This is a genomic window from Mesorhizobium sp. WSM4833, assembly GCF_055811095.1.
On the sequence record NZ_JBVVQG010000013.1, the window covers coordinates 117,244 to 138,918 of the forward strand.

At 63.0% G+C, this 21,675-nt stretch carries 21 protein-coding genes; 11 read left to right on the forward strand and 10 right to left on the reverse strand.

What is annotated here, in order from left to right; translation table 11 throughout:
• Nucleotides 1-87: 87 nt before the first annotated feature.
• Complete coding sequence (locus AC0L2D_RS24405; protein ID WP_013532433.1) at nt 88-1,314, forward strand: anion transporter; 1,227 nt, start codon at nt 88-90, stop codon at nt 1,312-1,314.
• Nucleotides 1,315-1,394: 80 nt separating this feature from the next.
• Here AC0L2D_RS24405 and AC0L2D_RS24410 read toward each other — a convergent pair whose 3' ends face one another.
• A complete protein-coding gene (locus tag AC0L2D_RS24410; RefSeq protein WP_024505017.1) occupies nt 1,395-1,982 on the reverse strand; it encodes a TetR/AcrR family transcriptional regulator in 588 nt (195 codons plus the stop codon).
• Between the two features lie 88 nt (nt 1,983-2,070).
• Between AC0L2D_RS24410 and AC0L2D_RS24415 the strand changes: the two genes are divergently transcribed.
• Nucleotides 2,071-2,901, forward strand: a complete 831-nt coding sequence (locus tag AC0L2D_RS24415; protein ID WP_473542759.1) for a crotonase/enoyl-CoA hydratase family protein — start codon at nt 2,071-2,073, stop codon at nt 2,899-2,901.
• Between the two features lie 111 nt (nt 2,902-3,012).
• Here AC0L2D_RS24415 and AC0L2D_RS24420 read toward each other — a convergent pair whose 3' ends face one another.
• From AC0L2D_RS24420 to AC0L2D_RS24440, 5 genes are all read right to left on the reverse strand, one after another.
• Nucleotides 3,013-3,321 carry a cupredoxin domain-containing protein gene (locus AC0L2D_RS24420; protein WP_027163334.1) on the reverse strand — a complete coding sequence of 103 codons (309 nt, stop codon included), beginning with the start codon at nt 3,319-3,321 and terminating at the stop codon, nt 3,013-3,015.
• 11 nt (nt 3,322-3,332) lie between these two features.
• Nucleotides 3,333-3,857, reverse strand: coding sequence for a DUF4142 domain-containing protein (locus AC0L2D_RS24425; RefSeq protein WP_224620314.1), 525 nt, complete (start codon nt 3,855-3,857; stop codon nt 3,333-3,335).
• Between the two features lie 117 nt (nt 3,858-3,974).
• Nucleotides 3,975-4,649 carry an RNA polymerase sigma factor gene (locus tag AC0L2D_RS24430; protein ID WP_013532428.1) on the reverse strand — a complete coding sequence of 225 codons (675 nt, stop codon included), beginning with the start codon at nt 4,647-4,649 and terminating at the stop codon, nt 3,975-3,977.
• Nucleotides 4,650-4,781: 132 nt separating this feature from the next.
• The gene (locus AC0L2D_RS24435) at nt 4,782-5,843 is read right to left on the reverse strand and encodes an HPP family protein (RefSeq protein ID WP_127366701.1); all 1,062 of its coding nucleotides are present in this window, start codon (nt 5,841-5,843) and stop codon (nt 4,782-4,784) included.
• Nucleotides 5,844-5,973: 130 nt separating this feature from the next.
• Nucleotides 5,974-7,155, reverse strand: coding sequence for a cystathionine beta-lyase (locus AC0L2D_RS24440; protein ID WP_064994363.1), 1,182 nt, complete (start codon nt 7,153-7,155; stop codon nt 5,974-5,976).
• Between the two features lie 454 nt (nt 7,156-7,609).
• On the opposite strand from AC0L2D_RS24440, the gene AC0L2D_RS24445 reads away from it, so the two are divergent.
• From AC0L2D_RS24445 to AC0L2D_RS24475, 7 genes are all read left to right on the forward strand, one after another.
• The gene (locus AC0L2D_RS24445; protein ID WP_013532425.1) at nt 7,610-8,245 is read left to right on the forward strand and encodes a DUF1326 domain-containing protein; all 636 of its coding nucleotides are present in this window, start codon (nt 7,610-7,612) and stop codon (nt 8,243-8,245) included.
• Nucleotides 8,246-8,254: 9 nt separating this feature from the next.
• Nucleotides 8,255-9,130 (forward strand): DUF2182 domain-containing protein, encoded by an 876-nt coding sequence (locus tag AC0L2D_RS24450; protein ID WP_473542763.1) that lies wholly within the window; start codon nt 8,255-8,257, stop codon nt 9,128-9,130.
• A 443-nt stretch (nt 9,131-9,573) separates the two neighbouring features.
• A complete protein-coding gene (locus tag AC0L2D_RS24455) occupies nt 9,574-10,602 on the forward strand; it encodes an amino acid ABC transporter substrate-binding protein (protein ID WP_024505009.1) in 1,029 nt (342 codons plus the stop codon).
• 63 nt (nt 10,603-10,665) lie between these two features.
• A complete protein-coding gene (locus AC0L2D_RS24460; RefSeq protein ID WP_063171823.1) occupies nt 10,666-11,853 on the forward strand; it encodes an amino acid ABC transporter permease in 1,188 nt (395 codons plus the stop codon).
• A gap of 9 nt (nt 11,854-11,862) precedes the next feature.
• Entirely contained in the window at nt 11,863-13,020 is a 1,158-nt protein-coding gene (locus AC0L2D_RS24465) for an amino acid ABC transporter permease (protein ID WP_013532421.1), read from the forward strand.
• A gap of 139 nt (nt 13,021-13,159) precedes the next feature.
• On the forward strand, nt 13,160-13,909 hold the full coding sequence (locus AC0L2D_RS24470) for an amino acid ABC transporter ATP-binding protein (protein ID WP_031213892.1): 750 nt from the start codon (nt 13,160-13,162) through the stop codon (nt 13,907-13,909).
• Nucleotides 13,910-14,020: 111 nt separating this feature from the next.
• Nucleotides 14,021-14,689, forward strand: a complete 669-nt coding sequence (locus AC0L2D_RS24475; RefSeq protein ID WP_013532419.1) for a TIGR02117 family protein — start codon at nt 14,021-14,023, stop codon at nt 14,687-14,689.
• A 74-nt stretch (nt 14,690-14,763) separates the two neighbouring features.
• On the opposite strand, the gene AC0L2D_RS24480 is transcribed toward AC0L2D_RS24475, so the two are convergent.
• Both AC0L2D_RS24480 and AC0L2D_RS24485 read right to left on the reverse strand, forming a co-directional pair.
• Nucleotides 14,764-16,005, reverse strand: coding sequence for an FAD-dependent monooxygenase (locus AC0L2D_RS24480; protein WP_473542766.1), 1,242 nt, complete (start codon nt 16,003-16,005; stop codon nt 14,764-14,766).
• A gap of 19 nt (nt 16,006-16,024) precedes the next feature.
• Entirely contained in the window at nt 16,025-16,270 is a 246-nt protein-coding gene (locus AC0L2D_RS24485; RefSeq protein ID WP_027163328.1) for a zinc-finger domain-containing protein, read from the reverse strand.
• A gap of 211 nt (nt 16,271-16,481) precedes the next feature.
• Here AC0L2D_RS24485 and AC0L2D_RS24490 point away from each other — a divergent pair, with 211 nt between their 5' ends.
• Both AC0L2D_RS24490 and ppx read left to right on the forward strand, forming a co-directional pair.
• Nucleotides 16,482-18,683: an RNA degradosome polyphosphate kinase gene (locus tag AC0L2D_RS24490; RefSeq protein ID WP_013532416.1), complete on the forward strand. Its 2,202-nt coding sequence runs from the start codon at nt 16,482-16,484 to the stop codon at nt 18,681-18,683.
• The gene (gene ppx, locus AC0L2D_RS24495; RefSeq protein ID WP_024505005.1) at nt 18,683-20,218 is read left to right on the forward strand and encodes an exopolyphosphatase; all 1,536 of its coding nucleotides are present in this window, start codon (nt 18,683-18,685) and stop codon (nt 20,216-20,218) included. Before AC0L2D_RS24490 ends, ppx begins: the two co-directional genes overlap by 1 nt.
• A 284-nt stretch (nt 20,219-20,502) precedes the next feature.
• On the opposite strand, the gene AC0L2D_RS24500 is transcribed toward ppx, so the two are convergent.
• On the reverse strand, nt 20,503-20,907 hold the full coding sequence (locus AC0L2D_RS24500) for a DoxX family protein (RefSeq protein ID WP_013532414.1): 405 nt from the start codon (nt 20,905-20,907) through the stop codon (nt 20,503-20,505).
• A gap of 157 nt (nt 20,908-21,064) precedes the next feature.
• Nucleotides 21,065-21,484 (reverse strand): DoxX family protein, encoded by a 420-nt coding sequence (locus AC0L2D_RS24505; RefSeq protein ID WP_013532413.1) that lies wholly within the window; start codon nt 21,482-21,484, stop codon nt 21,065-21,067.
• Between the last annotated feature and the right edge of the window lie 191 nt (nt 21,485-21,675).

The window sequence follows — 21,675 nt, forward strand, 5'->3', positions numbered from 1 at the left end:
CGACATCGCGCTAAAGCAGGCACGCAAAGCGGACGAATGGGGCCGACAGCCAGCGGCGTGCCACAGACTGGGCAGGACTTCTTATCGATGACATTGATGGGCGCGGCGGCACTGCTGATCCTGATCCTGACTTACGCCGGTGTCGCCATTGGCCGCATCCCCGGCCTGCGCCTCGACCGGGCAGGGATCGCGCTTCTCGGCGGGGCCGCGATGATCGCCATCGGCGCGCTCAGCATGGAGGATGCGTACCGGGCGATCAATTTCGACACCATCACGCTTCTGCTCGGCATGATGATCGTGGTGGCGCATTTAAAAGTGTCGGGCGCCTTTCGTGGCCTTGGCGCCGTCGCCATCGAGCACGCGCATGCGCCCTTCATGCTCTTGGTGATGGTGACGCTGCTGACCGGCGTGTTGTCCGCCTTCCTGGTCAACGACGCCATCTGTCTCGTCATGGCGCCGATCGTCGTTCACGTCACCCGTGTGATCAAGCGCAACCCGATCCCCTATCTGATCGCCACCGCCACCGCGTCGAATTGCGGCAGCGTCGCAACCATCACCGGCAATCCGCAAAACATGGTCATCGGCGCGCTGTCGGGCATTTCCTATCCGGCCTTTTCGGCAGCGCTGGCTCCGGTCGCTCTGTTCGGCCTCGTCGCGGTCGTTGTCATCATCCGTATTGTCTTCCGGGCCGAATTTGCCCGCACCGTCCAACTGACGCCCGAGGTCTCGCGTGGCCGCATGCACAAGGGGCAGGTGCTGAAGGCGGTGGTGGTCTGCATCGGGCTGGCAATTGCCTTCTTCGCCGGCGTGCCCGTCGCCAAGGCAGCACTCATCGGCGGCGCCATCCTCTTGCTTACCCGGGCCATCAAGCCGGAGCGCATCTACCGCGAGATCGACGGTCCGCTGCTGTTCATGTTCGCCGGTCTGTTCGTGGTCGTCGCCGGCGCCGAAAAGACGCTTCTTTCGCCAGACATGATCGCTTCGGCCAGGAATCTCGGGCTGGACGACGTCTGGCGGCTGTCCGGCTTCACTGCGGTGCTTTCCAACATCATGAGCAATGTTCCGGCCGTGCTGGCGCTGCGGCCCTTCATACCCGGCCTCGAAAACCCCGAGCGCGCCTGGCTGGTCGTCGCCATGAGCTCGACGCTGGCCGGCAATTTCACGCTGCTGGGTTCGGTCGCCAACCTGATCGTCGCCGAACAGGCACGCGCCGCCGGCACGACGCTGTCGTTCGGCGCTTTTTTCAAGGTCGGCTTGCCTTTGACGCTGATAACGCTGGCCGCCGGCACCGCATGGCTGGCTTTCGGTTTCTAATGCATGTCGTTGCCCCAAAAGTGGCCCCGGTTTTAGGGCAACGACATGCATAAAACCAAAGGCTTAAAGCGCGTCGCGCTTTAGACCTGGCTGCCTGAAAGTCGCGCCCGCACCAGCGTCGCCGCGGCGCGTCCGGCCGCTTCGATGTAATCGGGGTTGCGGTGGATCAGCATGATCGAAAAGCAGCCGTCGATCAAAAGCACGATCTCGCGCCCCAGGGTTTGCGGCTCCGCGACGCCATGGTCCGACAGGGCGCCGGCCAGCCATGTTTCGAAATTCAGCTTGTGCCGCGCGCCGACCTTGACCGCCGGATGTCCGGGCATCGAGGCGAGTTCGGCGGCCGTGCGCAGGAAGCCGCATCCTTTCCATTTCGGGTGGCGAGCGGACCTCGCCAGATTGGTGAAGATTGCCTCGACCTTGCGATCCGCGCCGCCTTCGGCAGCCTCGAACCAGCCGGCCATCCGCTTCAGATTGGGTTGGTCGCGGCCGTCGAGATAGGCCGCGATGAGGTCGTCCTTGCTCTTGAAATGGTAGTAGAGCGTGCGCTTGGTGAGACCCGCTTCCTCGGCAACGGCATCGACGCTGACACGACCGATTCCTTCTGCATAGAAGAGCCTGGTCGCGGCATCGACAATGCGTTTGCGGGTAGGGCTCTGCGTGTCGGGCATAAGCCTATGTATACCGACTAGTGAATATACACAAGCGACAAAGGGCATAGTCTTCCTTCCATCAGCATGATGGAGAAGGAAGAGCCAAATGACAGATCTTGTCCTTAGCGAAACCCGGGATGGGATTGCCATCGTCACCCTCAACCGGCCGGAGAAACTCAACGCGCTGAACTATGCCCTGATCGATCGCCTGCTTGCTGTCCTTGACGACATGGAAGTCGATGACAGCGTCCGAGCGGTCATTCTGACCGGAGCAGGGGAGCGGGCGTTTTCGGCGGGGGGCGACATTCACGAGTTCTCGGCCAGCGTGGCGCTTGGCGTCGGTGTCGCGATGCGGGATTTCGTCATGCGCGGGCAGAGGCTGACGGCGAGGCTGGAAGCCTACCGCAAGCCCGTCATCGCCGCCGTCAACGGCATTGCCTTTGGTGGCGGCTGCGAAATCACCGAGGCCGCACCGCTCGCTATCGCCAGTGACCGCGCTTTGTTCGCCAAGCCGGAAATCAACCTCGCAATGCCGCCGACCTTTGGTGGAACCCAGCGCTTGCCGAGGCTCGCGGGGCGCAAGCGGGCGCTCGAACTGCTGTTGACCGGCGACTGGTTTGCGCCGCCGCGGGCGCTTGAACTGGGTCTCGTCAACGAGGTTGTGCCGCATGCCGAGTTGATGCCGGCGGCATTTGATCTGGCCAGGCGTATCCTGCGGCACTCCGATCTGGCGATTGCCGGCATCCTCACGGCAGTGGCGCGCGGCCTCAACCAGAGCATCGCCGAAGGTTTGCTGGTCGAGGCCGAGCAGTTTGCCCGTATGGCCCCGACCGCTGATCTGCGCGAGGGGCTGAATGCCTGGATTGCACGCCGCGAGCCGGGCTATGACGGCTCGTGGACACATATCGCGCGTCCCGACGAGGCCAGGCGAGCCTGAAGCGGGTCGCTTGAATTCCTCAGGCGACCCGCTTCAGGTCTTTGTTTTTATGCGTGTCGTTCTCCCAAAACCGAGGTTACTTTTGGGCGACATGCACTCGTCCGAGCTGGATCAGGGCGCCACCACCAAACGGCCCTTCATGTTGGGGTGAAAGCGGCAGAAGTAGTCGACCGGTCCCGCCGTCTTCAAAGTCAGGCTTGCGGATTTCTTCGGCGGGATCATCACTTCCCAGCCGCCTTTCACGGTGGCCGTGTGGGCGAACACATCCTTGTTCACCCACTCGATCGTGTCGCCGACCTTTGCCTCGACGGTGGCCGGAGAGAACACCAGCCTGTCGATGGTGACCTGGATGGTTTCGGCTTGCGCCGGCACGATCCCGACGGCGAGCGTCAACGCAATCCACAGATGGCGGTTCTGCATGCTCCCGGTCCTTACTTGAGCATGCCGGCGACGTGTTCGGCGTGCTGCTCATGGCCCTGGAATATCTTCAGGCCGGTTTCCAGCAGGCTTTTCAGCTCGGCATTCTGCGCCGACGGGATCAAAAGGGTTTCGAGCGCGCCGTTGACCTGCTTGTGATAGGCGACCTCATTGTCGACATAGGCCTTGTCGAAGGCAGCGCCGTGGAGTTTGGCGAGCTTGGCCCGCTCCTCCGTCGCAGCTTTGGTCAGCGCCTTGCTGGTGGGGTTGTCTTCCGGGGTGACCTTGAGCTTCTTGACCAGGTCGAGCGCCTGAACATTTACAGCCTCGTGATCGCGGACCATGTCCTTGGCGAAATCGACAACCTCCTTGTTCTTCGATTTCTCGATCGCCAGCTTGGCCGCTTCGATGTCGATGACCCCGGCCGTGTAGGCGATATGGGCGATCTGCGGATCGGTCGGCTTGTCGGCGGCTTGTGCGAACGGCGCGGTGCCGAGCAGCAGCAGGGCGGCGAGCGCAGCAGTGTGTCGGATAGACATGGCATCTCCTTCGCCGGGACGCTGAAATCGTCCCGGACAGTGTTTTTCGGTTGACGGTCATTGGATGCTGGTCAGCGGCAAACGTTCCCGCTGAAATGAACTGAAATCCGCTGAGGCTCAGCTTTCCAGCCCGAGCCGTCGCATCACGGCGCTGGTCAGTCGTTCGCAACGCCGGCCGGCGAAGGGGAAGGCGTCGAGCAGCACCGGCCCGATCTGGTCGTCCAGCGCCTTGCGGACAAGGGCGCGGGCGCGGTGCAGCCTTGTCTTGACGGTTTGCGGCCGCACGCCGAGGAGGTCGGCGGTCTCTTCGATGCTCAGCCCCTCGATCACCCGCGCCACGAACACCGTCCGGTAGACGTCGGGAAGGCTGTCGGTGGCCTGTTCGACCAGTTGGAGGATCTGCCGTTGCGCCATTGTCCGTTCCGGATCGTCGCTGGGATTGAGGGGAAACCGGATGATCTCGGCTTGCGGATTTTCCGGCAGCGCCACCGTTTTGCGCCTTTTGCGCAGCCGGCCGAGCGCCTCGTTGATGACGATGCGCGATAGCCATGTGGCGAGCGAGGAGTCGCCGCGAAACGCATCCAGATGGGCGAAAGCCTTGACGTATGCCTCCTGCACGATGTCCTCGGCCTCGCTGTCATTGCGCACGACGCCGCGCGCGATCCGGTAAAGCCGCTGATTGTGTGTCTTGATGATGGTGCGGAAGGCGTCGCCGTCGCGCGCCAGCGCGCGGTGCACAAGCTGCATCTCGCCTGGCACAGCGGAAGGCACGGCCGTCAACACAGCAGGCATGGCAAGTTTCCTCAACCCAATCTCCGAACCAGGATCTCGATTGGGAGATTGGACGCTGTCGCCGGCAAAAGGTTCCCGAAGATTTTCTGCCGGGTCCGGCGGCCGCTACACTACAGTGCGAGCGAAGGCTTGTCAGGCAGCCTGCAGGCGCGCCGTGGCGGCCAACAGATCGGTCTGGGTGATCAGCCCGAGAATCCGCTTGTCGTCGTCGACGATGATGACCGCGTGGCTGCGGCCATCGGTGAGCACGGGCAGCAGCCCCATGGCGGCGACGCCGGCGGCGGCTGTTGCCGCGGGCGATAAGACGGATCCAACCGTCCCCGAGGCCTGGGTGAGTTCGCGCAACCCCACCGTGCCTGCCAGCCTGGCTTCCGCATTGACGACCGGCAAGGTGCGGATGTTGTGGTCAAGCAGCAATTGGCGCGCCGCCTCGGTGGAGGTGTGAGCATCGACCGAGATCACATCGCGCGACATGATGTCCTCGCACAGAAGGGTCTTGTGCGCGCGCACCATCGCCTGCAATTCGACCTGCCGCAGCAGCCGGTCGAGATCGTTGCGATCGATATCGAACGTCTCGTCGAGTGCGCCAAGCGCGGCATCGATGTCTTCCGACCGAAAGCCCACGCGCAGCTGCGCCGGCAGATCGCCGGTGCCGTGGCTGTTTGCCGGCGCCGCAACCGGCACATGCGGATAATTGCGCCGGGCCAGCCTGTGGAAGCCGTAGCCGAGCGCCACCAGCAGGATCGAGTTCAGCGCCACCGGCACGAATGGAAACAGGAAGCCGGCGCTGATCACGGCAGGCCCTCCCAGCACCGCGGTCAGCGCGGCCGCTCCGCCCGGCGGATGCAGGCAGCGCGTGAACGACATGGCGGCGATGGCCAGTGCCACCGCGATGCCGCTGGCAAGGGCGGTTTCGTGGATGAAATGCGCCACGATCACGCCGACCAGTGCCGATATCGTGTTGCCGCCGATGATCGACCATGGCTGTGCCAGCGGACTGGCGGGCACGGCGAACAGCAGCACCGCCGACGCCCCCATCGGCGCCACCAGCAGCGGCACGTGCGGGCCGTTGCCGAGCACAAGGCTGGCGATCACACCGGTGAGTGCAATGCCGATCGTCGCGCCGATACAGGCGACGAGACGCTCGCGCAGCGTCGCGCCGGCAAGAATGGGAACAAAAAGGCGGAAAGCCATGAGGTCGAAAACTCTGCCGATATTCCAGGGGAAGTCGAAAATGTGCTGATCGCACCGCAATGACGCGGCATCGCTGAATTTGAAAGCCAAACTGATCCGGGAAACTACAATTTGAGGGAATAGAATTCCGCTACGCAGCCGCCGCCGCGGCCAGACCGCGCGAAATGTCGGCCTTCAGGTCGTCGACGTCCTCGAGGCCGATCTGCAGGCGGATCAATGGACCCTCATAGGGGGCCTTCGCGACAACGCGGTCGCCGAGCCAGACCGGTACCGCAAGGCTCTCATAGCCGCCCCAGGAATAGCCGAGGCCGAAGATTTGCAGCGCGTCGAGAAAGGCGTGCTGCTGCTTCTGGCCGCCACCGGCAAGCACGATGGAAAAGATGCCGCTGGAGCCGGAGAAATCCCGCTTCCATAGAGCGTGATCCGGATGGCTGGGCAGGGCCGGGTGGAGCACGCGCGCCACGCCCTTCTGGCCTTCGAGCCAGGAGGCGATGGCGAGCGTGCTGCGCTGATGGTGTTCGAGGCGCACGCCCATGCTGCGCAGGCCGCGCAGCACCTGGTAGACGTCGTCGGGCCCGGCGCAGCAGCCAAGCGTGCAGAAGCTTTCATAAAGATGCGTCCAGCAGCTCTCATTGGCCGACACCGTGCCAAGCAGCACGTCGGAATGGCCGGCCGGGTATTTGGTCGCCGCATGGATCGAGATGTCGACACCGTGGTCGAGGGGGCGGAAATACAGTGGCGTCGCCCAGGTATTGTCCATCATGACGATGGCACCCGCGGCGTGCGCCGCCTTGGCGATGGCCGGGATGTCCTGCACCTCGAAGGTGTTGGAGGCCGGTGATTCTGTGAACACCACCTTGGTGTTGGGCTTGATCAACGCCGCGATGCCGGCGCCGACATGGGGGGCGTAGTACTCGACCTCGACGCCCAGCCGCTTCAGCATCGTGTCGGCGAAGTTGCGGGTCGGATGATAGACGGTATCGACGATCAGCAGATGGTCGCCGGCCGACACGAAGGCGAGCAGCGGTACCGTCACCGCCGCAAGGCCCGACGGCACCAGGATCGTGCCTGCCGAACCTTCCAGCGCGTCTATGGCGTGGGCGAGCGCATCGGTCGTCGGCGTGCCGCGCGTGCCGTAAGTGTATTTCTGGGTGCGAGCCGCCATTGACGCCGCGTCGCGAAAAAGCACGGTCGAGGCATGCACCACCGGCGGATTGACGAAGCCGAAATAGTCGTGCGGATTGTTGCCCGAATGGGCAAGCCGCGTGTTGATGCCCATCCCGCCGCTAAAGTGCTCGCCGTCTTTCGCCATTCTGCGTCGCCTTGTTTGACAAGCCGCTAGCCATAGTGCGGCGGCATGGACCGTGCAACAGCCACCGTCCGCCAGGAGATGGACTTCGAATATGCCAATTCGTCGCGGCAAAAACAGCGATGCGGGGACAGGATATCAAACGAAAAACCCGCCTGTGCGGCGGGTCATCGGCGCAAATCAGCACCATGGACGAAAATGTATCATAGCTGAGGGCAGGGTGTCAAGAAAAAATTCCTATCGCGAAAAGGCGGTCTTTGATTGACCCGCGTTCGGAGCCCTCATCTCCGCCGATCGGCTATTGTGGGCGGCTGCGGAAGGTATATGATTGTCGGCTAATATTAATCGCCGGATTGCTTCGATCAGATGCTGCCGGATGGTTGCTGCCGGTTGACCTCTGGTCCTCCACGATCCGGATCGCGCTCACCAAGCGTGAGCGCGGCAAGGGAGGAATGCCATGCCGGACGTCAAATGGGCCATGAAGGCGCGCGAATTCATCAACTGCAACTGCGCCTATGGCTGCCCGTGCCAGTTCAACGCCATGCCGACATACGGGTTCTGCCAGGCGGTCGCCGGCATGGAAATCGAAAGCGGCCATCACGGCGACACCAAGCTCGACGGATTGCGGTTCGTCGGGATTTTCAGCTGGCCCGGCGCCATACACCAGGGCGGGGGCGAAGCCGCGGTGATCATCGACGAGAGGGCGACGGAAGCCCAACGTGGCGCGCTGCTTCGCATATTGGGCGGTCTGGATACCGAACCGGGTGCAACGATATTCCAGGTCTTTTCGACCACGCTGGAGAAGTTCCACGACCCTATCTTTGCGCCGATCGAATTCAACATCGACGTCGACGCGCGAACCAGTCAGCTGCATGTCGAGGGTATAACCGACGGTCGCGGCGAGCCGATCCGGAATCCGGTCACCGGCGCTGCCCACCAGGCGCGCATCGACCTGCCGCACGGCTTCGAATACGCGATCGCCGAGGTCGGGCGCGGCTGGACAAAGGCGACGGGCCCGATCAAGTTCGAGCTGGCCGATACGCACAGCCATTTCGCCAATCTGCATCTCACGCAGAGCGGCATCGTGCATTGACCTGATCCAATGGGCGACACGGCCCTCGAGGCGGTGCTGCGGCGCGATCGCGCGGTCGTGATGGCCGCGCTCGTGGTGATTGCCGTGCTCGCCTGGGCCTATGTGCTGTGGCTCGCCACCGACATGGTCATGCCCGGCTCCGCCTTGCCGGACAGCGGAGGCGGTGACATGGCCGGAATGGACATGTCGAATATGGACGGGTCGAACATGGGTATGGGCGGCATGGATATGGGCGCCGCCGTGGCGCCAGGCATCCGGGCCTGGGCATTGGCCGATTTCGCTTTCACCTTCACGATGTGGGCGGTGATGATGGTCGGCATGATGACGCCTTCGGTCGCACCGATGTTGCTGCTCTATGCCGGTGTCGGCCGCAAGGCGCGGGCGGATGGCAGGCCCATCGCTTCGACGGGATGGTTTTTTGCCGGCTACCTCGCCGTCTGGGTCGTCTTCAGCCTCGTGGCGACCGGTGCGCAATGGCTTCTCGCCCGTCTTGCCTTGCTCGACCCCTCGATGGCGACCGGCAGCGCGGTCCTCGGCGGCCTCGTCCTGATCGCCGCCGGTCTCTATCAATGGACGCCGATGAAGGGCGTCTGCCTGCGCCAATGTCAGGCCCCGATCGCGTTCCTGGCCGGCCATGGCGGATTCCGCTCCGCTCCGCTCGGCGCGCTTCGGCTGGGCATCGATCACGGCGCCTACTGTCTGGGGTGTTGCTGGGCGCTGATGGCCCTGCTGTTCGTCGGTGGCGTCATGAACGTGCTGTGGATCGCCGGCATCGCCATCCTCGTCCTGGTGGAGAAGACGGTCCCGACCGGGCAGCTGATTCCGCGCGTTTCAGGCGCGTTGATGGCTGGCATCGGGACCTGGATCGTCTTTCAAGCCTCTTGAGAACAGTCTTCGTCTGCGACCTGTATTGGACTGCAGCCGCCAGTAAATCGTCAGAAGACAATCTTGGGACATGGTAGTTCGCCCCACGCGGAGGTCAACAACCACGAGGTATTTGCCCGGGATGGATTTCGCTGCCGCGGCCGGTATCGGCCCCGCGTTGGCGTTGCATCAGCTTTGCCGCCTTTATTGGCCCCTGCTGACTAATTCGCGGGCGTGTTTGTCTGTAAATCAGGCATTTACGGCAATCGGTTTTCAAACTCTTCGGGTTTGGGTCATTTCCCTTGACCTCACAGGAATTATCGCCTTCGATGACATTTGTGAATGGGAGGCGGCGCGTCGGTTACGATGCGGGGTTTCGGGATGGGCCGGGATGAAGCCGCGTTCACACGGGAGAAAAAAATCAGGATTTACTCCTGAAAAACAGAGAAAAGGGTCTGTGGGTCATGAAACACATTGCTATCGGCATTCTAGGCGCCGCCACGCTTGGATTGATGGCGTCCGCCGCGTCGGCGGCCACGCTCGACACCGTCAAGGCGAAGGGCTTCATCCAGTGCGGCGTCTCCACCGGCCTGGCCGGCTTTTCGGCGCCGGACGACAAGGGTGACTGGCAAGGCATCGATGCGGATTTCTGCCGCGCTGTCGCGGCCGCCGTCTTCGGTGACGGCTCCAAGGTCAAGTTCACGCCGCTCAGCGCCAAGGAGCGGTTTACCGCGCTGCAGTCGGGCGAGATCGACATCCTGTCGCGCAACACCACCTGGACCATCAACCGCGATACGGCACTCGGCCTGAATTTCATCGGCGTCACCTATTATGACGGCCAGGGTTTCATGATCAACGCCAAGAAGCTGCCGGGTGTCAATTCGGCATTGCAGCTCTCGGGCGCAGCCGTCTGCGTGCAGAGCGGCACCACCACCGAGCTGAACCTCGCCGACTATTTCAAGGCCAACAAGATGGAGTACAATCCGGTCGTCTTCGAAAAGCTGGAAGAGGTCAACGCCGCCTATGATGCCGGCCGCTGCGACGTCTATACCACCGATCAGTCGGGCCTCTATGGCATCCGCCTGACGCTGGGATCGCCGGCCGACCATGTCGTGCTGCCCGAGATCATCTCCAAGGAGCCGCTCGGACCTGCCGTTCGCCAGGGCGACGACCAGTGGTACCACATCGTCAAATGGACCTATTTTGCGCTGCTGCAGGCTGAAGAGCTCGGCATCACCAAGGCCAATGTCGATGAGATGAAGAACTCGGCCAGCCCCGAGATCAAGCGCGTTCTCGGCCAGGAAGCCGACACCAAGATCGGTACCGATCTCGGCGTTTCCAATGACTGGGTGGTCAACATCGTCAAGGCCGTCGGCAATTATGGCGAAATGTTCGAGCGCAATGTCGGCTCGGGCAGCCCGCTGAAGATCGCGCGCGGCATCAACGCGCTGTGGACCAAGGGCGGCCTGCAATACGCGCCGCCGATCCGCTGATCGAAATGTGATCCGGGAGGCAGATCATCTGCCTCCCGGTTTCTCTTTCCAGGGGACGGTCGAATGGCATCGCAGGACGTACTTCGCGAGGAGCCCAGCCGCGGTTCCTTCATCAACGATCCGAAAATCCGGGGCATATTCTTCCAGCTGCTGGTCGTCGTGCTGCTGGTGGCGGGCGTCTGGTGGATTGCCCACAACGTTATCGACAACCTGACGCGGTTGCGCATCGCTTCAGGCTTCGGCTTCCTCAAGGGCCGCGCCGGCTTCGATATCAGCGAGAGCGCGATCGCCTATTCGTCGGATTCGACCTATGGCCGCGCCATTCTGGTCGGCCTCCTCAACACGGTCATCGTCGCTATCGTCGGCATCATCACCGCGACAATCATCGGCTTCGTCATCGGCATCGGCCGGCTCTCGAAGAACTGGCTGATCAGGAAGATCTGCACTGTCTATGTCGAGGTCTTCCGCAACATCCCGCCGCTGCTGGTCATCTTCTTCTGGTATTCCGGCGTGCTGGCCGTGCTGCCGGCGCCACGCGACAGCATCAATTTGCCGTTCGGCTCCTTCCTCAACCAGCGCGGTTTCTATTTTCCACGCGCCGTATGGGGCGACGGTTCATGGCTGATCTTCGTCGCCCTGCTCGTCGGCATCGCCATGGCGTGGTTCGTCGCGCGCAAGGCGCGGCAACGGCAGATGGCGACCGGCCAGCAATTTCCGGTGTTTTGGACATCCGCGGCGCTGATCGTCGGGCTGCCGCTGCTCGCCTATGCGCTGAGCGGCTTTCCCCTGAGCTTCGACTACCCCAAGCAGTCGACTTTCAACCTGACCGGCGGCTTTCAGGTCCGGCCGGAGTTTCTGTCGCTTTATCTGGCGCTGTCCTGCTATACCGCCGCCTTCATCGCCGAGATCGTGCGTGCCGGCATCAGGGGTGTCAGCGCGGGCCAGACGGAAGCCGCCGGTGCGTTGGGATTGCGGTCCGGATCGATCCTGCGGCTGGTCGTCGTGCCGCAGGCCATGCGCATCGTCATTCCGCCGCTGACCAGCCAGTATCTCAACCTGACCAAGAACTCGTCGCTGGCCATCGCCATCGGCTATCCGGACCTGACGGCGACCGCCGGGACAGTGCTGAACCAGACCGGCCAGGCCGTCGAGGGCGTGGTGATCATGATGGTGATCTATCTCGCTATCAGCCTTCTGACCTCGCTTGTGATGAACTGGTTCAACGCCAAGATGGCGCTGGTGGAGAGGTGAGGTAAGGACATGCAAGAACATGATATGTCCTGGGTGCGCACCGAAATGGTGCTGGCGCAGCCGGCGCCCGCCAGCGTCACCGGCCTCGGCGCGTGGGTGCGCAAGAACCTGATCGCGTCTACCGGCGACACCATTTTGACAATCGTCGGCATCGCCCTGGTGGCGATGATCCTGCCGCAAATCATCAATTGGGCGTTCATCAACGCCGTGTGGACGGGGCCGGACCGGACCGTATGCGCCACGGTGGCGCAAGGCGGCATCCAGCCGGATGGCTGGACCGGCGCCTGCTGGGCTTTCGTCAATGCCAAGTTCGGCCAGTTCATGCTCGGCCGCTATCCGATCGAGGAGCGCTGGCGGCCGATCCTGGTCGCCATCCTGTTCGTGGCGCTGCTGGTGCCGATGCTGATGCCGAAGGTGCCACGCAAAGGGCTGAATGCGGTTCTGCTGTTCTTCGTGCTGCCGATCGTCGCCTTCGTCCTGCTGGTCGGCGGCATGTTCGGCCTGCCGCATGTCGAGACCTCGCTTTGGGGCGGGCTCTTGGTAACGCTCAGCCTGTCCTTCGTCGGCATTGCCGTGTCGCTGCCGCTCGGCATCGTGCTGGCGCTCGGCCGCCGTTCCAAGATGCCGATCATCAAGACGCTGTGCGTCGTCTTCATCGAGACGGTGCGCGGCATCCCGCTGATCACCGTGCTGTTCTTCGCCAGCGTCATGCTGCCGCTGTTCCTGCCGGAGGGCGTTTCGTTCGACAAGTTCCTGCGCGCTTTGATCGGCGTGTCGCTGTTTGCCGCCGCCTATATGGCCGAAGTGGTGCGCGGCGGCCTGCAGGCGATCCCCAAGGGCCAGTATGAAGGCGCCGATTCGCTCGGTCTCGGCTATTGGCAGAAGATGTATTTCATCGTCATGCCGCAGGCGCTGAAACTGGTCATCCCGGGCATCGTCAACACCTTCATCGGCATGTTCAAGGATACCAGCCTGGTCATCATCATCTCGATGTTCGACCTGCTCGGCATCGTCAAACAGAATTTTTCCGATGCAAACTGGGCAACCGCGCAGACGGCGAGGTCTGGCCTGATCTTCGCGGCCTTCGTCTTCTGGCTGTTCTGCTTCGGCATGTCGCGCTATTCAATGTACACCGAACGCCGGCTCGACACCGGCCACAAACGCTGAATGCATGTCGCCCAAAAGTGTATAGCGGTTTTGGGGTAACGACAGGCATCATTACCAACAACAAAAGAACAAGGGGATCCCTCTCATGGCCACCGAAAATGCCGTCAGCGCCGAAGAGATCAAGGTCAACGCCGCCAAGATGCAGATTTCGACGACCGATGTCGCCATCGACATCATCGCCATGCACAAATGGTATGGCGAGTTCCATGTGCTGAAGGACATCAACCTGAAAGTGATGCGCGGCGAGCGCATCGTCATCTGCGGCCCCTCCGGCTCCGGCAAATCGACCATGATCCGCTGCATCAACCGCCTGGAGGAGCACCAGAAGGGCAAGATCATCGTCGACGGTAAGGAATTGACCAACGATCTCAAGAAGATCGACGAGGTGCGCCGCGAGGTCGGCATGGTGTTCCAGCACTTCAACCTGTTCCCGCATCTGACCATCCTTGAGAACTGCACGCTGGCGCCGATCTGGGTGCGCAAGACGCCGAAGAAGCAGGCCGAGGAAATCGCCATGCATTTCCTCAAGCGCGTCAAGATCCCGGAACAGGCCAACAAATATCCCGGCCAGCTTTCCGGCGGCCAGCAGCAGCGTGTGGCGATTGCCCGCTCGCTGTGCATGAACCCGCGCATCATGCTGTTCGACGAGCCGACCTCGGCGCTTGATCCGGAGATGATCAAGGAAGTGCTGGAGACCATGGTTGGCCTTGCCGAAGAAGGCATGACCATGCTGTGCGTCACCCACGAGATGGGTTTTGCCCGCAAGGTCGCCAACCGGGTGATCTTCATGGACCAGGGCCAGATCGTCGAGCAGAACACGCCGGCCGAGTTCTTCGACCACCCGCGCCATGAGCGCACGAAGCTGTTCCTGTCGCAGATCCTGCACTAGGCTTTCGATGTTTGCGAGGAGCCCGGCTGAAACACTGCCGGGCTCTTTTGCGTATGGCATAACAGGCGACCGTTCCTGTCGCGCTGGAGCGCTTTTGCAGAGCCGCTTTTCATGAAGAGACTGGGACGTTTTCTAGGCCTTCTGTTGATTGTCGTCGCTCTCGCCGTGACGACGGGCACCCTCGTGCCGCGGCCGCTGTGGCCGGCGGCCGCCGCCATGCCCGCCGCGACGCGCCACATCCTGGTGCTGAACAATCCGATCCACACCGATATCGCCATCCCGGTCGACGATGCCGTGCGCCAGCGTTTCCACTTCCTGGTCGACGCCGGCATACCGGCCGACAGGCCGGAGGTCCGCTACATCGTCTTCGGCTGGGGCGGTCGCGCCTTCTACCTGGAGACGCCGACATGGTCCGAGCTGAAGGCGGTACCGGTGATGAAGGCACTGACCCTCGACGCGTCGGTCATGCATGTCGATGTCGCCGGTGACATCCTCGAACCGCCCCCTGACATCGCGGGGTTCGACATCACAGAGGACCGGTTCGCGGCGTTGCTCGATTTCATCGATGCGAGTTTCCAGCGCGGACCGGAAGGCCCGATCCTCGTTCCGGACGCGGCCTATTCCAGGTTCGACGGCTTCTACGAAGCCAACGGCCATTTCAACGCACTGATCGGCTGCAACACCTGGACGGCGGCCGCCTTGCGCACCGCAGGCCTGCGCACCGGCTGGTGGAACCCGCTGCCTGTATCGCTCGGGCTATCGATGCGGCTGTATAATTAGCGTGGGCATTCCGCGAATTGGCGAGTGTCGTGTTCCTTCACACCCCCCTCTGTCCCGCCAACCTTTCGCAGGTTTCAGCTTTCGTCAGCCTCCGGTGCCCGCCAGCCATAGAGCCAGTCCAAATCCGCCGCGAGTTTTTCCGACGTGCGCATTTTCAGGAACACGTTGCGCGCAATCGCCACCGGCCCTGCGGCATGCCAGGCCAGCCGGTTGACAGCGCCGCGTCGGGCGACCTGCGCGACACGCGGCCGCCGTGACTGTTCCCAAATCGCAAGCGCGGCCAGCGGGTCCGTAGGGGAGGCGTAGACGGCGTCGGCAAGCGTCGCTGCATCCTCGATCGCCATGGCCGCACCTTGCGCCGCGAATGGGGTCATCGCATGCGCGGCGTCGCCGATCAGCGCCATGCCGTTCGGTGTTGTCCAGGGCTGTTGCGGGTCGACAGTGTGGATCGGCCACGCGGTCCACGGGCCGGCCTGCTCGACCAGACGGGCAAGTTCTGCCGCGGTGCCGGCAAGAGCTCGGGTCAGGATCCCGGCGTCGGCGTTGCCGGACCAGCCTTCGGCAATGCGGTCGCCCCTGGTGAAGGCCGCGAGATTGAAGGCCGCACCCTTGCTGACGGGATAGGCCACCATATGGAAGCCGGGATGCAGGAAGGTGGTGACGCAGTCCCTGGCTCCGATGGCGGCAAAGCTCTGCCCCGCGGCGCTATCAGCTGCGATGGTCGCGCGCCAGGCCAGTTCGCCGGAGAAACGGTTTCTTGGCGAAGCCGACCCCTTGGCCGAGTCGACAAGTGGGCGCACCGACGACCAGACGCCATCGGCCCCGACCAGCAGGAAGCCCTCCGCCTCGATGGTCTTGCCGTCGATCTCGGCCGTCGCCGTGATGCCATGCGGGCCGGAGGCAACGTCGCCGATGCGCGCGCCGGTGGTGAGATGGATATCCGGCACCTCGGCAACGCGCGCGGTCAATGCGCTCTGCAGATCGGCCCTGTGCGCGACGAGATAGGGTGCTTGCCAGCGGGTTTCGGCGGCTTGCCCCAGCGGCACGCGCGCCAGTTCACGCAAGGTCGCGGCCTTCTTCAACACCACGGCTTGCGGCCGCACAGCTGCCGGCAGCAGCCGGTCGAGCACGCCGAGCTGGCGAAGGATGCGCGTCGCGTTTGGAGAGAGCTGGATGCCGGCGCCGGCAGCTTCCAGGCGCTGCGCCTGTTCGAACACCCGAACCGCGTAGCCGCGCGAGGCGAATGCAAGGGCTGCGGTCAATCCGGCGACACCGGCCCCGGCGACGACAATTTGCCGGGAACGCGTGTCGTTCATCGGGCTGGTCGCGAAAGTCTCAGGCGGCCTGTTCGATGTAGATGCATCCGGCCGGCAGCGTTTCCGTCGCCTTCAGCTTCGGCGAATAGTGGTAGAGCGTCGAGCAATAGGGACAGACTTTTTCATTGTCGTCGCCCATGTCCAGAAACACATGCGGGTGGTCGAAAGGCGGATTGGCGCCCGTGCACATGAATTCCTTCACGCCGATGTCGATTGCCGGATAGCCCGCATCGTTCTGAAAATGGGGAATGGAACCGCCTGCCATCGTCGTCTCCTTAACGCAGTCTCGTCTGCATCTGGATCATATCAGGCCTCTTTGCAAGTTCGATGAAATCAAACTGTCGCAAAAGCCTGTCAGAGGATAAGTTAAGCCGGTTAACCCATGACCCGAAAACCGATTTCGGTTTTCGGGAGGGACCATGGGTCGCTAGAGTGACTGGCTAGCCGGCTTGAGCGGGTGTGGAAGAGCGGGAATCATGAACGAACTGAAGCCGGTGCAGAACGAATTCGTGGATGTCGAGGTGGCTCGCCCGGAAGGCGGCAACCCTGACCGGTTTGTCAACCGCGAGTTTTCCTGGCTGCAGTTCAACCGGCGCGTTCTCGAGGAATCGCTGAACCTCAATCACCCGCTGCTGGAGCGCGTCCGCTTCCTGTCGATCTCGGCCGCCAATCTCGACGAGTTCTTCATGGTCCGTGTTGCCGGTCTTGCCGGCCAGGTGCGCGAGGGCATCACGCTGAAGAGCCCGGACGGCCGCACCCCCGAACAGCAGCTCGAACAGCTGCTGCGTGAGGTCGAGCGGCTGCAGGAAGACCAGCAGAAGAGCCTTTCGGCGCTCACCGTGCTGCTCAACAAGGAAGGCATCGAGAGCATCACCCGCGATGCGCTGACCAAGGACGAGAAAATCTGGCTGGAAGACCATTTCCAGGAACAGGTTTTCCCGGTGCTGACCCCGCTGTCGATCGACCCGGCGCATCCGTTCCCGTTCATCCCCAATCTCGGCTTCTCGATGGCGCTGCAATTGCGCCATCGCAAGAACGGCGAGGAGATGAGCGCGCTGCTGCGCCTGCCGGTGGCGCTGAAGCGCTTCATCCGTCTGCCGGACCGCAAGCATCATGTCCGCTTCATCCCGCTGGAAGAGGCTGTCGGCCTCTATATCGGCAAGCTCTTCCCCGGCTACGAGGTCAAGGGCTCCGGCACGTTCCGCATCATCCGTGACAGCGATATCGAGGTCGAGGAGGAGTCCGAGGACCTCGTGCGCCTGTTCGAAACGGCGCTGAAGCGGCGTCGGCGCGGATCGGTGATCCGCATCGAATTCGACAGGCTGATGCCTGGCGAATTGCGCGATTTCGTCGCCGGCGAGCTTGGCGTGTCGTCGAGCCGCATCAGCGTCTTGACCGGTCCATTGGCGCTCAGCCAGATTTCCGAGATCGTCGCCGTTCCCCGCGACGACCTGAAATTCACGCCCTACAATCCGCGTTTTCCCGAGCGCATCCGCGAACATGGCGGCGATTGTTTCGCCGCCATCCGCGAGAAGGACATCGTCGTCCATCACCCCTACGAATCCTTCGATGTGGTGGTGCAGTTCCTGCGCCAGGCAATGGCCGATCCGGAAGTGGTGGCGATCAAGCAGACGCTTTACCGCACCTCCAACGACAGCCCGATCGTGCGCGCGCTGGTCGACGCGGCCGAGGCCGGCAAGTCGGTCACCGCACTGGTCGAGCTCAAGGCGCGTTTCGACGAGGAAGCCAACATCCGCTGGGCGCGCGACCTGGAGCGGGCCGGCGTGCAGGTGGTGTTCGGCTTTCTCGAACTGAAGACGCATGCCAAAATGTCGCTGGTGGTGCGGCGCGAGGACGGCAAGCTGCGCAACTACGTGCACCTCGGCACCGGCAACTACCATCCGGTCACCGCGCGCATCTACACCGACCTGTCCTTCTTCACCACAGATCCGACGATTGCGCGCGATGTCGCCCAGCTGTTCAATTTCATCACCGGCTATGCCGAGCCGACGGACGAAATGCGGTTGGCGATCTCGCCGTTCACGCTGAGAAGCCGCATCCTGAAGCACATTGCCGACGAGATTGCCTACGCGGTGCAAGGCAAACCGGCGCGCATCTGGATGAAGATGAACGCCCTCGTCGATCCGATCATCATCGACGCGCTCTACGATGCCAGCCGCGCCGGCGTCGAGATCGACCTTGTCGTGCGCGGCATCTGCTGCCTGCGGCCGCAGGTTCCGGGCCTGTCGGAAAACATCCGCGTAAAATCGATCGTCGGCCGTTTTCTCGAGCACAGCCGCATCTATTGTTTCGGCAATGGTTTCGGCCTGCCGTCGGACGAGGCGATCGTCTACATCTCCTCGGCCGACCTGATGCCGCGCAATCTCGACCGCCGCGTCGAAACCATGGTGCCGATCACCAATCCAACTGTGCATGAACAGATCCTTGGCCAGATCATGCTGGGCAACATTATGGACAATCAGCAAAGTTTCGACGTATTGGCTGATGGAACCTCCCGGCGCGTCGTGCTGGAGGAGGGCGAGGAACCGTTCAACGCGCAGGAATATTTCATGACCAATCCGAGCCTGTCGGGACGGGGTGACGCGCTGAAGTCGCATGCGCCCAAGCGCATCGCGCAGTTCAAGCGCCGCAAGAAGAACGCCGCAGCGTCCGGCTGATGCTGTCTGATTCTCAGGGCCGGCTGCAGGACCGCCGACCGCTGTCCATCATCGACATCGGATCGAACTCGATCCGTCTCGTCGTCTATGAGGGGCTGGCGCGCTCGCCGACCATGCTGTTCAACGAAAAGATGCTGGCCGGTCTCGGCCGCGGCATCGTTTCGACCGGCAAGCTCGACCCCGAGGCGGTAACGCGCTCGATGGAAGAGTTCCGCCGCTTTCGTGCGCTCTCCGACCAGGCCGGCGCCGAGCAAATGTATGTGCTGGCGACCGCGGCGGCCCGCGAGGCGGTCAACGGCCCCGATTTCATCCACCGCGCCGAGGATGTGCTGAAGACCGAGATCCGAGTGATCAGCGGTCGTCAGGAAGCGTACTATTCCGCGCTCGGCGTCATTTCCGGTTTCCATCCGGCCGATGGTATCGCCGGCGATCTGGGCGGCGGCAGCCTCGAACTGGTCGATGTCAGCGGCGAGGCGATCGGCGACGGCATCACGCTGCCGCTGGGCGGCCTGCGCCTGCAGGACATGGCGAAGAACTCGCTGGCCCAGGCGGCTAGGATCGCGCGTGACGAACTGGCGAAGGCCAAGCTGTTGAAAGGCGGGCAGGGCAGGCCCTTCTACGCCGTCGGCGGCACCTGGCGAAATCTTGCCCGGCTGCACATGGAAATGACCAACTATCCGCTTGGCGTCATGCACCATTACGAGATATCGGCCGAAAGCGCGGCGAACTTCCTCAAGCAGGTGGCCAAGGCCGAGATCGAGAAGGTCAAGGGCATCGAAGGCGTTTCGAAGAACCGCCGTTCGCTGCTGCCCTATGGCGCCATCGTGCTGCAGGAGATCATGGCGGCGATGCAGCCGTCGAAGATCATCGTCTCGGCGCTCGGCGTGCGCGAAGGCTTTCTCTATTCGCTGCTCGACGAGGCGGAGCAGAAGGCCGATCCGCTGATTTCGGCCTCAGAGGAACTCGCCCGCCTGCGCTCGCGCTCCGTCACCCATGCGCACGAACTTGTCGACTGGACCGCCAAGACCTTTGCCGCCTTCGGCATCGACGAGACCGAGGACGAGGCGCGCTACCGCCACGCGGCCGCATTGCTGGCGGACATCGGCTGGCGCGCGCATCCCGAATACCGCGGCAAGCAATCGCTCAACATCATTGCGCACGCGTCCTTCTTCGGCGTCGACCATCCTGGCCGTGCTTTCCTGGCGATGGCCAACGCCTATCGTCACGACGGCATCTTCAACGAAGCCATCGCCCCCGAGATCAAGGCTCTGGCATCGCCGCGTTATCTGGAGCGCGCCCGCGTGCTCGCCGCGATGATGCGCGTCGTCTACCTGCTGACGGCGTCGATGCCCGGCATCATGCCCAGGCTGAAATGGGAACAGCGCGCCAACGGCGTGCTGGCGCTGGTCTTGCCGGCATCGCTGGCCGATCTCTATGGCGAGCGGCCGGCCGGGCGCCTGGCGCAGCTGGCCAGGATCACCAACCGCCGGCTGGTGCTGGCCGTCGAGGGTGGCCCCAGCATGTCAGTGAAATAAGGCGCTAGCTGCTAGCAGACCCGTGTCTTATCTGACTTAAGCGGAGACCTGCCGGTCGTACTTCGCCGGCGGCTTCGCCTTTGATGACCGGCTTCCCCCAATCCGTCGCTGCTTCGCAGCGCCACCTTTCCCCCCTCCGGAGGGAAAGGAAGGGAGCCTTGTTGGAAGAGCGTTGGCGGCAATAGGCTCGCGCCCTTCCTCTACCCCGTCGATCGGGGGGAGGTGGCTCGGCGAAGCCGACACGGAGTGGGGTTGATCAGCTCGGGCCCATCTACGCAAAAATATCAAACCGCGCCGCGCCCGTCGATCGACCATGCGCCGGCGCCGGCCATCGCCAGCGCTACAAACCCACCTGATATCGCAATGTCCTTCATCAGCATCTGCTGGTGCAGGAAGGCGAGCATCGCGTCGCCGCCGCCCTGGCCATAATGGCCGATGAAGCCGGCGACGATACAGAAGGCAGCGAGCAGAAGCGCTATGATCCGGGTCTGGAAACCGACCAGGATGAGCAGCCCGGCGATCAGTTCGAACAGTCCCGTGCCCCAGGCGGCAAGTGTCGGCAGCGGCAGGCCGAGGCCGGCGAAGTAGCCTGTGGTGCCGGCGATGTCGCTCAATGCATGGAAACCGGAAGGCACGAACAGGGCGGCGAGCAGCAGCCGGGAGAGCAGGAGCAGCGCGTTGCGGGGCATGTTCACCTCCGTTGTCGGCCGCCGGCCGGCCTCGTCCCGATAGCCCCGATCCTATCAGAAACTCCGGCCGACAGATCGGCGGTCATGCACCAACAACGAAAAAGCGGCGCGGAAAATTCCGCGCCGCTTTCTTGTTCGGCTATTGCCGGGTCTTGGCTCAGCCGCGCTTGGCGTCGATCGAATAGGCGCCGGCGCCCGAGGAAGCCAGCACGAGGAAGCCGCCCGCAATGGCGAGGTTCTTGAGAAACTGGATCATCTGCATCTGGTCGGCCCAACCGGTATGGGCGACCAAACCGGTAGCGACGGTGAAGACCGCCAGCACCCAGGCGACAATCCGGGTCTTGAAGCCGACGAGGATGGCGAGGCCGCCGAGAAGCTCGATCAGGCCGACGACGGTGGCCGTTACGGTCGGCAAGGGCAGGCCGAGGCTGCCGAAATAGCCCGCTGTTCCGCTAATGGCGGTGAGCTTGCCGAAACCTGAAAGCAGGAAGATGACCGCGAGCAGGACGCGGCCGAGGAGGATGGTGGTCGAGGCATTGGATGCGCCGGAACCGGCGACTGAAATGTTGGTGGACATGGTGGCTCTCCGGGATGGGTTGATGCCGGGGAGATAGAGCAAACCGACTGTTCACCAAAGCCACCAGACTGGCGACACATTGTTCACAGTGCTTACGTTTCCGTGATCGGGCGGCCTGCGCAAAATTCGCTTCGGGTGAGGTCGTGACGGGAGTAAATTCTCCCCTCACGAAATATCGGGCTTTTGGTGAC

Excerpts from the sequence above, each read along its gene's own strand:
- AC0L2D_RS24405 (WP_013532433.1), top strand. The coding sequence starts at position 88 with ATGACATTGATGGGCGCGGCGGCACTGCTGATCCTGATCCTGACTTAC.
- AC0L2D_RS24410 (WP_024505017.1), bottom strand. The coding sequence starts at position 1,982 with ATGCCCGACACGCAGAGCCCTACCCGCAAACGCATTGTCGATGCCGCG.
- AC0L2D_RS24415 (WP_473542759.1), top strand. The coding sequence starts at position 2,071 with ATGACAGATCTTGTCCTTAGCGAAACCCGGGATGGGATTGCCATCGTC.
- AC0L2D_RS24420 (WP_027163334.1), bottom strand. The coding sequence starts at position 3,321 with ATGCAGAACCGCCATCTGTGGATTGCGTTGACGCTCGCCGTCGGGATC.
- AC0L2D_RS24425 (WP_224620314.1), bottom strand. The coding sequence starts at position 3,857 with ATGTCTATCCGACACACTGCTGCGCTCGCCGCCCTGCTGCTGCTCGGC.
- AC0L2D_RS24430 (WP_013532428.1), bottom strand. The coding sequence starts at position 4,649 with ATGCCTGCTGTGTTGACGGCCGTGCCTTCCGCTGTGCCAGGCGAGATG.
- AC0L2D_RS24435 (WP_127366701.1), bottom strand. The coding sequence starts at position 5,843 with ATGGCTTTCCGCCTTTTTGTTCCCATTCTTGCCGGCGCGACGCTGCGC.
- AC0L2D_RS24440 (WP_064994363.1), bottom strand. The coding sequence starts at position 7,155 with ATGGCGAAAGACGGCGAGCACTTTAGCGGCGGGATGGGCATCAACACG.
- AC0L2D_RS24445 (WP_013532425.1), top strand. The coding sequence starts at position 7,610 with ATGCCGGACGTCAAATGGGCCATGAAGGCGCGCGAATTCATCAACTGC.
- AC0L2D_RS24450 (WP_473542763.1), top strand. The coding sequence starts at position 8,255 with ATGGGCGACACGGCCCTCGAGGCGGTGCTGCGGCGCGATCGCGCGGTC.
- AC0L2D_RS24455 (WP_024505009.1), top strand. The coding sequence starts at position 9,574 with ATGAAACACATTGCTATCGGCATTCTAGGCGCCGCCACGCTTGGATTG.
- AC0L2D_RS24460 (WP_063171823.1), top strand. The coding sequence starts at position 10,666 with ATGGCATCGCAGGACGTACTTCGCGAGGAGCCCAGCCGCGGTTCCTTC.
- AC0L2D_RS24465 (WP_013532421.1), top strand. The coding sequence starts at position 11,863 with ATGCAAGAACATGATATGTCCTGGGTGCGCACCGAAATGGTGCTGGCG.
- AC0L2D_RS24470 (WP_031213892.1), top strand. The coding sequence starts at position 13,160 with ATGCAGATTTCGACGACCGATGTCGCCATCGACATCATCGCCATGCAC.
- AC0L2D_RS24475 (WP_013532419.1), top strand. The coding sequence starts at position 14,021 with ATGAAGAGACTGGGACGTTTTCTAGGCCTTCTGTTGATTGTCGTCGCT.
- AC0L2D_RS24480 (WP_473542766.1), bottom strand. The coding sequence starts at position 16,005 with ATGAACGACACGCGTTCCCGGCAAATTGTCGTCGCCGGGGCCGGTGTC.
- AC0L2D_RS24485 (WP_027163328.1), bottom strand. The coding sequence starts at position 16,270 with ATGGCAGGCGGTTCCATTCCCCATTTTCAGAACGATGCGGGCTATCCG.
- AC0L2D_RS24490 (WP_013532416.1), top strand. The coding sequence starts at position 16,482 with ATGAACGAACTGAAGCCGGTGCAGAACGAATTCGTGGATGTCGAGGTG.
- ppx (WP_024505005.1), top strand. The coding sequence starts at position 18,683 with ATGCTGTCTGATTCTCAGGGCCGGCTGCAGGACCGCCGACCGCTGTCC.
- AC0L2D_RS24500 (WP_013532414.1), bottom strand. The coding sequence starts at position 20,907 with ATGCCCCGCAACGCGCTGCTCCTGCTCTCCCGGCTGCTGCTCGCCGCC.
- AC0L2D_RS24505 (WP_013532413.1), bottom strand. The coding sequence starts at position 21,484 with ATGTCCACCAACATTTCAGTCGCCGGTTCCGGCGCATCCAATGCCTCG.